The sequence below is a fragment of the Nonomuraea sp. MTCD27 genome, assembly GCF_041950495.1.
Classification (GTDB): domain Bacteria; phylum Actinomycetota; class Actinomycetes; order Streptosporangiales; family Streptosporangiaceae; genus Nonomuraea.
The window spans coordinates 278,790-290,816 of record NZ_JBGNUW010000005.1; the positions used below are offsets into that span (position 1 = coordinate 278,790).

Annotated in this window: 10 protein-coding genes and 1 tRNA gene; 9 read left to right on the forward strand and 2 right to left on the reverse strand. The window is 71.8% G+C overall.

All coding sequences use genetic code 11. The features are described 5' to 3' along the window. The first annotated feature begins 32 nt into the window (after nucleotides 1-32). The 8 genes from ACBJ59_RS17055 to ACBJ59_RS17090 all read left to right on the forward strand — a co-directional run bounded on the left by ACBJ59_RS17055 (nucleotide 33) and on the right by ACBJ59_RS17090 (nucleotide 8,617). Nucleotides 33-671 carry a pyridoxamine 5'-phosphate oxidase family protein gene (locus ACBJ59_RS17055; protein WP_375111196.1) on the forward strand — a complete coding sequence of 213 codons (639 nt, stop codon included), beginning with the start codon at nucleotides 33-35 and terminating at the stop codon, nucleotides 669-671. 85 nt (nucleotides 672-756) lie between these two features. Then, entirely contained in the window at nucleotides 757-3,114 is a 2,358-nt protein-coding gene (locus tag ACBJ59_RS17060; protein ID WP_375111197.1) for a protein kinase, read from the forward strand. A gap of 108 nt (nucleotides 3,115-3,222) precedes the next feature. After that, a complete protein-coding gene (locus ACBJ59_RS17065; protein WP_375111198.1) occupies nucleotides 3,223-4,887 on the forward strand; it encodes a protein kinase in 1,665 nt (554 codons plus the stop codon). A 22-nt stretch (nucleotides 4,888-4,909) separates the two neighbouring features. After that, a complete protein-coding gene (locus ACBJ59_RS17070) occupies nucleotides 4,910-6,268 on the forward strand; it encodes a hypothetical protein (RefSeq protein WP_375111199.1) in 1,359 nt (452 codons plus the stop codon). 49 nt (nucleotides 6,269-6,317) lie between these two features. Continuing rightward, nucleotides 6,318-7,430: a DUF2510 domain-containing protein gene (locus ACBJ59_RS17075; RefSeq protein WP_375111200.1), complete on the forward strand. Its 1,113-nt coding sequence runs from the start codon at nucleotides 6,318-6,320 to the stop codon at nucleotides 7,428-7,430. Between the two features lie 68 nt (nucleotides 7,431-7,498). After that, nucleotides 7,499-8,092 carry an oligoribonuclease gene (gene orn, locus ACBJ59_RS17080; protein WP_364115515.1) on the forward strand — a complete coding sequence of 198 codons (594 nt, stop codon included), beginning with the start codon at nucleotides 7,499-7,501 and terminating at the stop codon, nucleotides 8,090-8,092. A gap of 68 nt (nucleotides 8,093-8,160) precedes the next feature. Beyond that, nucleotides 8,161-8,236 (forward strand) — tRNA-His (locus ACBJ59_RS17085). 186 nt (nucleotides 8,237-8,422) lie between these two features. Beyond that, nucleotides 8,423-8,617: a LuxR C-terminal-related transcriptional regulator gene (locus ACBJ59_RS17090; protein WP_345388833.1), complete on the forward strand. Its 195-nt coding sequence runs from the start codon at nucleotides 8,423-8,425 to the stop codon at nucleotides 8,615-8,617. A gap of 54 nt (nucleotides 8,618-8,671) precedes the next feature. Here ACBJ59_RS17090 and ACBJ59_RS17095 read toward each other — a convergent pair whose 3' ends face one another. Next, the gene (locus ACBJ59_RS17095) at nucleotides 8,672-9,343 is read right to left on the reverse strand and encodes a helix-turn-helix domain-containing protein (RefSeq protein ID WP_375111201.1); all 672 of its coding nucleotides are present in this window, start codon (nucleotides 9,341-9,343) and stop codon (nucleotides 8,672-8,674) included. A gap of 162 nt (nucleotides 9,344-9,505) precedes the next feature. Here ACBJ59_RS17095 and ACBJ59_RS17100 point away from each other — a divergent pair, with 162 nt between their 5' ends. Further along, entirely contained in the window at nucleotides 9,506-10,726 is a 1,221-nt protein-coding gene (locus ACBJ59_RS17100) for an NAD(P)/FAD-dependent oxidoreductase (RefSeq protein ID WP_375111202.1), read from the forward strand. Nucleotides 10,727-10,743: 17 nt separating this feature from the next. On the opposite strand, the gene lat is transcribed toward ACBJ59_RS17100, so the two are convergent. Continuing rightward, complete coding sequence (gene lat, locus ACBJ59_RS17105) at nucleotides 10,744-12,012, reverse strand: L-lysine 6-transaminase (protein ID WP_375111203.1); 1,269 nt, start codon at nucleotides 12,010-12,012, stop codon at nucleotides 10,744-10,746. Nucleotides 12,013-12,027 lie beyond the last annotated feature (15 nt).

The window sequence follows — 12,027 nt, forward strand, 5'->3', positions numbered from 1 at the left end:
GGATAGGTCCACTTCGTCGTTACGGTCGAATCATGCTCTCCACCACACCGCGCACCACCCTGGGCCGCGAGAAGCAGCGCGGCAGCACCGACAGGAACGACCTCTACGAGGTGCTCGACACCGGCCTCATCTGCCACCTGGGTGTGGTCGTGAACGGCCACCCCATGGTCGTCCCCACCGGCTACGGGCGCGTCGGCGAGACCCTCTACCTGCACGGCTCCACCGGCGCGACGTCGCTGCGCGCCGGCGACGGCACGGACGTCTGCGTGACGGTCACGCACCTGGACGGCATCGTGCTGGCCCGCTCGATCTTCCACCACTCCGTCAACTACCGCTCGGCGATCATCTACGGCCCGGCCCGGCTGGTGACGGACCCCGACGAGCGCATGGAGGGGCTGCGGGCCCTGGCCGAGCAGCTCGCGCCGGGCCAGTGGGACTACGTGCGCAAGCCGTCGCGCAAGGAGCTGGCCGCCACGGCCGTGCTGGCGCTGTCGCTGGAGGAGGCATCGGTCAAGATGCGGCACGGCGGGCCGAAGGACGAGGAGGAGGACTACGACCTGCCGGTGTGGGCCGGCGTGCTGCCCCTGGTCACGTCGTGGGGCGCGCCCGAGCCCGATTCGGTGCTCCCAGAAGGTATCGACGCGCCTGTTCACATCCTCCATCGGGAGTAGTTCCATGAATCCGGAACCACCTGGAAAACCCGACTCCTTGATCGCACGTCTCATCAGGTGGGCCGGCTCCTGATGGGAGAGGCATATGGAGTGGAGCGCTCCCGGTTATACAGAGATCAAGCAGCTCGGGACGGGCGCCAGCGGGCGCGTGACGATGGCTGTGCACGACGGGACCGGCGTCAAGGTCGCGATCAAGTACTTGTCCGAGGAACTGCGGCACGATCCCTCCGCCCTGGCCAGGTTCCAGTCGGAGGCACGGCTGCTGACCACGTTGCGCGATCCGAACATCGCCACGATGTGGGAGTACATCCAGGAGGCCGGTGGCGCGGCCATCGTGATGGAGCTGGTCAACGGCGTCTCACTGCGCGCGCTGCTGCGCGAGAACGGCACGACCGAGCCCGAGGCCGCCCTGGTCGTGCTCAAGGGCTCGCTGCTGGGCCTGGCGAAGGCGCACCAGCTCGGGCTGGTGCACCGGGACTACAAGCCCGAGAACGTGCTCGTACGCGACGACGGGATCAGCAAGCTCGTCGACTTCGGCATCGCGGTACGGCAGGGCACGACCGCGCACCCCGAGGGCACGCCTCCCTACATGGCGCCCGAGCTGTGGGAGGGGCTGCCGGCCTCGCCCGCGACCGACGTGTACGCGGCCACGGCCGTCTTCTTCGAGTGCCTGACCGGGCACCGGCCGTACCGGTCCACCGAGCCGAGCGTCCTGGGTTACCAGCACGTGCACGCCCCGGTGCCCTTCCACGACGCGCCCGAGCCGGTGCGCGAGCTGGTGCGGCGCGGGCTGGCCAAGGACCCTGCGCGGCGGCCGGAGAGCGCGCCGGCGTTCGTGGCGGAGCTGGAGGCCGTGGCGCGCGCGGCGTACGGGGAGGACTGGGAGGAGCGGGGCAGGCGGCGGCTGGCCGCGCTCGTGGCCCTGCTCGCCCTGCTGCTGCCCACGCCGCAGCCGGCCCCGCCCGAGGTGAGCACGTCACTGGCCAGGACGGTGTTCCGCGGGCTGCGCTCGAACGCGCGGCGGGTGGCGATGGGCGGCGCGCTGACCGCGGCGGCGGCCGTGGCGGTGGTGGTCGTGCTGGTCAACCGGCAGCCGCCGCCGGAGCAGGCGTTCGGGGCGGCGGCGGCCGTACCGCCGAGCGAGATCACGACGGCGCCGGTCTCCGGCCCGCCGACCACACCCGAGTCACCGCCCGAATCCACGCCCGAATCCACGCCCGGATCCACACCGGAGAGCACGCCGGAGACCGAGCCCGGGACCACGCCGCAGGTAGTGCCGCAGAGCTCTCCCGAGGCCACCGAACCCGAGGCCGAGCCCGAGACCACCGAGCCCGGCGAGCGCCCCGCGACCTCGAAACCCCCGGCCACCACCAAGAGCCCCACCCCGACCAGGACCCCCACCGCCAAGACGCCGACGCCGACCCCCACTCCCACACCCACACCCACACCCACGCCGACCCTGACGCGGACGATCACGGACGAGCCGCCGCCACCGGTCACCTCGGTCCTCGCGGTGAGCGTGGGCGACATCACGATCGGCGCGGACGCGGTCGCCCGCAGCACGGTCACCCTGCGCACGAGCGGCACCGACGCCGTCACCGCCACCGCGACCTGGGCGGCCCCGGGCGCCGACGGCCGCACCCAGCGCGTACGGCTGAGCGGCGCCAGGACCTACACCCGCACGCTGACCTGGTCCATGGGCGAGCGCCCGTGCGGCAGGACGGTCACGCTGACCGTCACCACCTCCCCCGCGGCCTCCGGCGGCGCCAGGACGGCGTCCCTGTCCGTGCCACCCTGTCCGACCAGGGTGACCGGCCTGAACGTCAGTCTCGACCTGCCCGCCGCGCCCGGCCGCACCGCCACCGCCCGGGTCAGGGTCACCGCGAGCGGCACCGGGGACATCCCCGTCCGGGCCCGGTTCACGGTCGACGGCGAGGCGGTCGGCACGCGTACCACGAACCTGTCCGGCCGGACCTCCTACAGCGAGTCGTTCGCCCACACCTTCAGGGCCCGCCCCTGCGGGTCGACGCTGTCGGTGCAGGTGAGCGCGGGCGGCAGGACCGACACCGCGCGGACCTCGGTGCCCTGCCCGCCGCAGGTGCGGCAGGTCTCGATCGTCGAGGCGGGCGCGGGGGCCGGGATCGTCGCGCAGGTCAGGGTGAGCACGGCGAACACCCAGCCGGTACGGCTCACCGTGCGGTTCGCGGCCGGCGAGGGCGGGGACACGCAGACGGTGACCCTGTCCGGCGAGACCTCCTACAGCCAGAACTTCGCCTACCGCGAGAAGCTGCCCTGCGGCACGAAGTGGTCCGTGACGGCCTCCACCGACCCGGCGGCGGCCAACGGGAGCGACAGCCGCAGCGGCAGCACCCCCGCGTGCCAGGAGGAGGAACCGCCGCCGAAGGAGACGCCGAGCCCTGACTCGCCCGGCACTGTTGAGTGACATTTATCCGCATGTCGGGATATCAGTAGCGGGAAAGCGGTTCCCTCTGGTTAAGCTACGGACCGTTTGATGAGGGTGGGGGCCCACTGAACTCCAGAGGAGACCGTTATGTACGGTGATGGGCCATGGGGGGTCCCCGGCTACACCGAGATCCGCGAGCTGGGCTCGGGTGCGGCCGGTCGGGTGGTCCTGGCCAGGCGCGACTACGACGGCGTCGAGGTGGCCATCAAATATCTCAGTGACGAGCTGAGATCCGATGTCGGGTTCGTCGCCCGGTTCCGGCACGAGGCGCGGTTACTGGGCACGCTCCAGAGCGCGTACCACGCCCGGCTGATCGACTACGTCGAGGCCGGGCAGGGCGCGGCGATCGTCATGGAGCTGATCAACGGCGTCTCGCTGCGCGAGCTCCTCAGGTCCGAGGGGCCCACCGGCCCCGAGGCGGCGCTGGCCGTGCTCAAGGGCTCGCTCCAGGGCCTGGCCTCGGCGCACGCGATCGGGGTCGTGCACCGCGACTTCAAGCCCGAGAACGTCATGGTGCAGGGCGACGGCACCAGCAAGCTCGTGGACTTCGGCATCGCGGTCCGGGCGGGCGAGGGCGCCAGTGCCGCGGGCACACCGCCGTACATGGCGCCCGAGCAGTGGTCGGGCGGGCCCGCCGGACCCGCGACCGACGTGTACGCGGCCACCGTCGTGTTCTTCGAGTGCCTGACGGGCATGCGCCCCTTCCGCTCCCCCAACCTGGCGGCGCTGGCCCGCCAGCACCAGAGCACGCCCCCGCCCGTGGAGGAGGTGCCCGCGCCGCTGCAGGGGCTGGTCCAGCGCGGCCTGGCCAAGGACCCGGCCGAGCGCCCGCCGTCGGCGGAGGCGTTCCTGACCGAGCTGGAGGCCGTCGCGGCCGAGGCGTACGGCCCGGACTGGGAGGAGCGCGGGCGCCGCCGCCTGGCGGCCCTCGCCGGCCTGCTGGTGCTGCTCTTCCCGAGCGCGCTCGACGAGCCGGCCCAGACGGAGACGGCGCTCGCCGAGACCCGCTTCAAGGAGCCGTCGCGCATCCTGAGCAGGCTGCCCGCCAAGCTCACCATCGGCGCCGTCTCCGTGGGCGTGCTGGTCGCCGCCGTCGTGATCATCGCCAGCTCGGGACCGGACGAGCCGGAGCTGGCGGCGCAGACCAGCCAGGTCACGCCGACCACGGCGGTGCCCGCCACGCCCGAGCCCGTGGACCCCACGGAGGAGGAGCCTGAGCCCACCCTCGACGAGACCACGCCGGAGCCCACCCCGACGGCCACGGACAGCGACGCGCCCCCGGCCGTCCAGCCCACGGGCACCCAGCCCACCAAGACGAAGACGCCCACGCCCACCCCGGTCAAGACGCCGCCCAAGACCAAGAAGCCCACACCGACCCCCACTGCCACGCCGACCCCTGACCCGCAGACCAGCGGCAAGATCGGCGAGCCCGAGGGCGACGACCCGCCCGCCACTCCCACCCCGACCCCTACCGCCACGCGCCCTCCGACCCGCCCGCCGGCCACGGTCACGGCCTCGCCGACCCGTGGCGAGCCGACCCCCAGCGGCAGCGAAGGGCCGGGCAGCGACCAGCCGACCCTGAGCGAGCAGCCGACTGGCGGGGAGCCGACGCAGGAGGGTCCACCGAGGCTCGACGCCGTGGGAAAGGCCCAAGCCGCACTGGTTGCCCTCGGCCTGATGACGACGGGCGCACTACCCGTCACACTTGCGGTGAAGCGCCGTATGGCGGGACGGCACAGAAGGAAGCGCTGAACGCGCCGGGGGGCAGACGGCGATGAACAACCCTGTGAACGGTATCGCCGGATTCCGGCTCACCGAGCACACCTGGATGACCGAACTCGGCAACTGGATCGACGCCATCTCACCTGACGGGCGCAGGGCGGGGGCGCTGCTCTTCGATCCCAAGATCGTCGGCCTGCCCGGCGTGCGCGACCGCGTCGTGCAGGCGGTCATGACCGACCAGCGGCTGGTGCTGGCCGGGCTCACCGGGCTGATCCCGGTGGCCGACGTGGTGGCGGCGGGCGACCAGGTCTGGCTGCTGACCGCGCAGGCGGTCAGCCCCACCCTGGCCGACCTGCTCGCCGCCGGTCCCGTCGACCCGGGCGGGGCAGCGTCCGTGCTGGTGGAGACCGCACAGACGCTGCTGGCGCTGCACGCCGCCGGGGTCACGCACGGCTCGGTGCACCCCGGCACGGTGGTGATCACCGCGGAGGGCGTTTCGCTGCTCTCGGAGCGGGGGCTGTCCGACGCCATCCGCGGGCGGAAATCGCCGCGCGAGCGCGACGCCGCGGGCTGGGCGTCGCTGGCCCGGGGCATGGCCGCCGCCTTCGGGCAGAGCGCGCCCGAGGCGGCCGGGCTGTTCGAGCGGGTCGCGGCCGCCGCCGGCACCCTGGGGCTGGGCACCGCGCGGGACACGCTGGTCAACGAGCGCGGAACGCTGCCCGGGGGCCGGATCAGCAGGGACGGGCTGGCCCGGGCGGCGCGCGGGAGGTCGGCGTTCGCGCAGCCGCCGGCGTACGCGCAGCCGCCGATCGTGCCGCCGCGGGACGAGGGCGACATCGTCACGCTCCTGCACGTCCCCGGCCGGTCGGCGGGGCCCGTCCGGTTCGGGCCCGGGGTCGGCACGCAGGCGCAGCAGCCCGAGACGCCGGCCGAGCGGATCTGGCGGGCCGGGCGCGACGAGGCGTCCACCGTGCACCGGCCCGGCGGGCGACTGGCCAAGGCCTCGCGGGCGCGGCGGCGGCGGACGATCCTGTCCAGCGCCGTGTTCGCGGCCGTCATGGCGGGGGCGATCGTGGCCTGGTTCACGCTGGGGAACGCGCCGGACCTGGCGGTCAAGTCGATCAACGTGGTGGCGCCGAAGAAGACCCAGGGCTGCAACAGCGCCGTCCTGATCACGGGCACCGTCGTCACGAACGGGGCGCCCGGCGAGATCACCTACGAGTGGCGCAAGAACTTGGACAAGGAGGTCGTCAAGGGGACGCTGCGCACGAACTCCGATCAGACGTCGTACTCGGTGCCGCTGCGGTGGACGCTGCGGGGGAAGAGCAGCGTCAAGGCCACGGCCACCCTGAAGATCATCACCCCGGGTCCGGCGCGCACCGACAAGGCGAGCTTCACGTACAAGTGCTGATCTCCGCCCAGCAATGCATATCAAAGCGGTTCTTACTAATCTGGCGAACATGACCACGCAGACCCCCGCGGGCTGGTACCCGGACCCCTACGGAGAGCCCCAGCTCCGCTGGTGGGACGGCAACCAGTGGACCGACGCCACCCACGCCCAGGAGCAGGGACCGGCCCAGCCCCAGCAACCGGCCTCAGGGCCCCAGCCGCAGCCCCAGCCGCAGCCCCAGCCGCAGCCCCAGTCCGGCCCCGGCTGGTCGGCGACGCCGGCGAACCCCACGCTCCAGTTCGGCCGGCCCACCTACGGCCAGTCCGCCTACGGCCAGCCCGCACCGCCCACTCAGCAGCAGCAGCAGCCGCCGCAGCAGCCGTGGAGCGGCGCCCAACTGCCGGGGCCCGGCTACGGGCCGCCGCCCAAGCAGGGCAATCCGCTGCCCTGGGTGTTCGGCGGGCTGGCGGCGCTGGTGGTGGTCGCGCTCATCGTGGTGGCCGGGATCTTCTTCATCAACCAGGACGGCACCACGACCGCGTCGCGGCCCACGCCGACGGACACGTTCGAGTCGCAGGAGCCGCCCAGCAACGACCCGCCGTCCCAGGAGCCGCTGCCCAGCCAGGGCGGTGAGTTCCCGCAGCCGGCGGGCGACGTCGTCACCGATCCGCGCAGCGGCATCTCGTTCCAGGTGCCCGAGGACTGGACGGTGCCGCCGTACACCGAGATCAACAACGGTAGCCCGACCGAGCAGCAGTGGACGGCCGCGGTGAAGGCCGTCTCGCACGCGAAGTACGACGGCAAGGGCGACTGGATCGGCAACGTCTTCACGGGGCTGCTCAACGAGCTCTACCCCTATTCCGGCGCCTCCGGGCTGGGCGACACGGCCAAGGCCGTCTTCGTGGACTTCACCACCAGGTACTACGCGCTCGCGCACGAGAGCAAGGTCGTCCAGGACAAGGCGATGAAGATCGGCGACCGGGACGCGTGGGTGCTGCAGTTCGAGCTGGACTTCACCAAGGTCTCGGAGGAGAACGGCTACAAGTGGAAGAAGGAGAACGGGGCGATCGTGCTCATGGATCGTGGCGAAGGCCAGAGCCCGGCCATTGTCTACATCTCCGTTCCCGACAATTTGGGCACCGACGTGGTCAGCCAGGTTCTCGGCTCGCTCAAGCCCGCGTAACCGGTGGCACTAGGCTGGTGAGGTAACAAGCGGGCGGATTGCTCCGAGCCGCTGGGCGAGGAGATCGTATGAGTGACTTGCTGGTGTGGATCGACTGCGAGATGACCGGGCTCGACCTCAGCCGGGACGCGCTCGTCGAAGTGGCGTGCGTCATCACCGACAGCGAGCTCAATCAGCTGGACGAGGGCGTCGACGTGGTCATCAAGCCGCCGCCGGAGTCGCTGGAGCAGATGTCGCAGGTCGTGCGCGAGATGCACACCGCGTCCGGGTTGCTGCCCGAGTTGGCCGGCGGGGTGACGCTGGCGGAGGCCGAGTCCCTCGTGCTCGACTACATCCGCAGGCACGTCCCCGAGCCGAAGAAGGCGCCGCTGTGCGGCAACTCGATCGGCACCGACCGCACGTTCATCTCGCGCGACATGCCCGGGGTGGATGCATATCTGCACTACCGGATGATCGACGTGTCGTCGATCAAGGAGCTGGTGCGCCGGTGGTACCCGCGGGTCTACTTCGCCGCGCCCGAAAAGCAAGGCGGGCACAGGGCTTTGGCCGACATCACGGAGAGCATCAGGGAGCTGCGCTACTACCGCGCGGCCATCTTCGTGGGCCAGCCCGGACCCGATTCGACGACCGCGAGAGCCCTGGCAGAGCGTGTCAGCGGCTAAAGGAGTGGCGTAAAGACTCCCGAATCCCGCTACACTTTTCCTGTGCCGCTTCACCGCAGGCGGCCATGGTGGGTGTAGCTCAGTTGGTAGAGCGCCAGGTTGTGGTCCTGGATGTCGAGGGTTCAAGTCCCTTCACTCACCCCAGCGCGAACGGCCGGTCCTTCGGGACCGGCCGTTGTCGTTTTCTCCCGGCAACGGCCCCAAAACATGACAATGCGGGTTATGCTCGCTGTCTACCGCTAACGCCGGAAGCACGGGGGCCATCGGCGATCTGACCGTCTGCGCGCCCCCGGAGGCCGGATGAGAGTCGACGACGCAGCGTTCGATAGCGTGTTCACGTCCCTGAGCAAGCGTGAAGCCGAGGTCATGGACCTGATCGCGACAGGCCAGTCCAACGGACAAATAGCACAACGGTTGTTCCTCAGTGAGAAGACCGTCAAGAACCACGTCAACCGCATCTACGCCAAGCTCGGCGTCGACTCCAGGGTGACGGCCATCGGGTTATGGCTGTCCCGCCAGGAGTAGCCGCCGTCACCCACGGCCTTCTCGCCGGCGGCGAGAAGGCCTTCCCGCGTACGCTCAGCCGGGCTTGATGCGGCGGCCGGTCAGGCGGCACGGGATGATCTTGAGATACTGCTGACGCTCCCCTCCCGCCCAGGGCTCCACCCCGGTGGCGGCCGCCGTCGCGCGCTCCTCCTCCTCGGTGACGTGGTGCAGCGACCCCTGGACGAGCACGCTCCAACCGCCGCGCGTCAGCTCCTCGATCCGGTCCACCTCGAAGGCCACCATGTACTCGACGTCCTGCATCCCCGTACGCAGGTCCTGGTCGGTGGTGCCGCCCGGGGCGGTGCGGAAGACGATGGCCCCCTCGCTCAGCCGGAAGTTCACCGGCAGCACGGTGGGCCCGTAGCGGCCCTCGAAGGCGATCCTGCCGACACCCCCGGGCTCCAGCAGGCGCCGGCACTCGCCCTCGTCCAGCGCGACCAGCTCGGGGTGCGCGGCGGCGGGGCCGGCCCCGGCGGGCGTGTCGGCCACCTCGCCGAGCAGGTCCTCCATGGTCGTGTCCAGCGCCTGGGCGAGCCTGGTGAGCGCCTCGCGCACCGACGGGCCCGGCTCCCCCTCGATGTAGGCGACGTAGCCGGCCTCGAGGCCGGAGCGTTCCGCCAGGTCCTCGCGGGTGAGGCCCAGCGCGTCGCGCCGCTGCGCGATCCGGCGGCCGAGGCGTTCGATGGTGGTCACTTGCAGAGACATGCGGCAGTTCCTCTCGCGGGCTCCTCTCCCGGGTCAACGTAACCGCGTTTCGCCCCCGCATGCGGGACCCGGCCTTTCGGGCGCTTCGCGGCCGGCGGGGTTTAAGAGATGCTGGCGGTGCCATAGGCATCCATGACGCCCTTGTGGGGGAAGGAGACTGGCATGGTGAAGAGAGCGCGGGTCGTGGTCGTCGGAGCGGGTTTCGCCGGGCTGGCCGCGACGCGGGAGCTGGCCAAGAGCGGGGCGCTGGTGACGCTCGTCGACCGCCACCCGTACGCGACGTTCCAGCCGCTCCTCTACCAGGTCGCCACGGCCGGGATGGGCACCTCCGACGTGTCCTACCCGATCCGGACCTTCGCCGCCAGATGGCCCAACGTGCGGGCCCGGCGGGCCGCGCTGAGCAAGGTGCTGCCGGAGGAGCGGCGGGTGGAGTTCGACGACGGCACCGGGCTCGACTACGACTACCTGGTGCTGGCCACCGGCGTCACCACCAACTGGCTCAACGTGGCGGGCGCGCGGGAGAACTCGCTGCCGATCTACTCGCTCGGCGACGCGGCGCGGCTGCGCCGGGAGATGCAGCACTACCTGGAGGACACGGCGGCCGGGCGGCGGAAGAGCACCCACGTCGTGGTGGTGGGCGCCGGGGCGACCGGGGTGGAGATGGCGGGCACGCTGGCGGAGCTGCGCCGGTACACGATCCCGCTGACGCATCCCGAGGTGCGGTCCGACCAGACGAGCGTGACGCTGGTCGAGCGGTTCGACTTCGTGCTGGCGCCGTACAAACCGCGGCTGCGGGACTCGGCGGCCGAGGCGCTGGCCAGGAGGGGCGTACACCTGCGGCTGGGCTCCACGGTGGCCGCCGTGGAGCCGGACGCGGTGGTGCTGGAGGACGGCACGCGGCTGCCGAGCGACGTGACCGTGTGGGCGCTGGGCGTCACCGCGCCCCCGGAGGTGGGGGCCTGGGGCCTGCCGCAGGGCAAGGGTGGCCGGATCACGCTCACCGAGGCGCTGAACGTGCCCGAGCACCCGGAGATCTTCGTGGCCGGCGACCTGGCCGGGCCGCCCGTCCCGCTGCCGCAGCTCGCCCAGCCGGCGATCCAGATGGGCAAGCACGTGGGGCGGCAGATCGCGGCGGCGGTCCAGGGGCGGCCGGTGCGGCCGTTCTCGTACCGCGATCCGGGGATCATGGCGACGGTGGGCAAGGCGGAGGCGGTGCTCCAGCTGTCGCACGGGCTGACGATGCGCGGGCTGCCCGCCTGGCTGGTGTGGATCTTCGTGCACGTGGCGTACCTGCTGGGCGGGCGCAACCGGGTCAGCGTGCTGCTCAACTTCTTCTGGCGGTACGCCGGGCCCCACCGCAGCAGGGCCAGCGTCACGCAGTAGACCTCACAGCGCCGCCCTCACAGCGCCGCGGAGAGCGCCGCCAGGCCGTGGTCGAGGTCGGCCTCGGGGATGTTCAGGGCCGGGCGCAGGCGTACGGACCTGGGTCCGCAGGGCAGCACCAAGACCTGGTGGTCCTCCCTGAGCCGGGTCACCAGGGCGTCGCGGGCCGCCTGGTCGGGCAGGTCGAAGGCGCACATCAGGCCGCGGCCCCGTACGTTCGCCATGGCCTCGGGGCGCTCGGCCTCCAGCTTCGTGAGGCGTTCGAGCAGCACGCCGCCCACGGTGCCGGCGCGGTTGATCAGCCCGTCGCGCTCGATGATCTCCAGGATGCCCCGGCTGCGCACCATGTCCACCAGGCCGCCGCCCCACGTCGAGTTGATCCGGCCGCTCTGCTGGAACACGTTGTCCGGCACCTGGTCCACCCGGCGGCCCGCCATGATCCCGCCCACCTGGACCTTCTTGGCGAACGCCACCACGTCGGGGGCCAGCCCCAGCTGCTGGTACGCCCACGGCGTGCCCGTCGTGCCGCCGCCGGTCTGCACCTCGTCCAGGATGAACAGGGCGTCGTGCTGGTGGCACAGATCCTGCATGGCCTGCAGGAACTCGGGGCGCATGTGGTTGTCGCCGCCCTCCCCCTGGATGGGCTCGGCGATGAAGCAGGCGATGTCGTGCGGGTGGCGGTCGAACGCCTCCCGCGCCTGGGCCAGCGCGCGCTCCTCGGCGGCCTCGACGTCGCCGAAGTGCACGGCGGGCACGTCGATCCGCGGCCAGTCGAACTTGGGGAAGCGGTCGGTCTTGCCCGGCTCGGTGTTGGTCAGGCTGAGCGTGTAGCCGCTGCGGCCGTGGAAGGCCTTGGTGAGGTGCATGACCTTGGTGCCCAGGTCGCGCGACCTGCCCGCGGCCTCGTTGCGGCGGCTCTTCCAGTCGAAGGCGGTCTTGAGCGCGTTCTCGACGGCCAGGGCGCCGCCCTCGACGAAGAACAGGTGCGGCAGCTCGGGGTCGCCGAGCACGCGGGCGAAGGTGTCGACGAAGTCCGCCAGGTGCTCGGTGTAGATGTCGGGGTTGGCCGGCTTGTTGCGGGCGACCTGGCCGAGCAACTGGGTGAAGTCGGGGTCGAAGGGCGGGTTCACGCCGAGCGGGGCCGAGGCGAAGAAGGTGTAGAAGTCCAGATATCGGCGTCCGTTTCGGGCGTCAACGAGCCAGGAGCCGCGGCTGAGCTCGAGATCGAGCACGAGGCGGTATCCGTCGACGAGCAGGTGGCGGGCAAGGCGGGTGTGTACGTCCATGGCGCCTCCACAGCG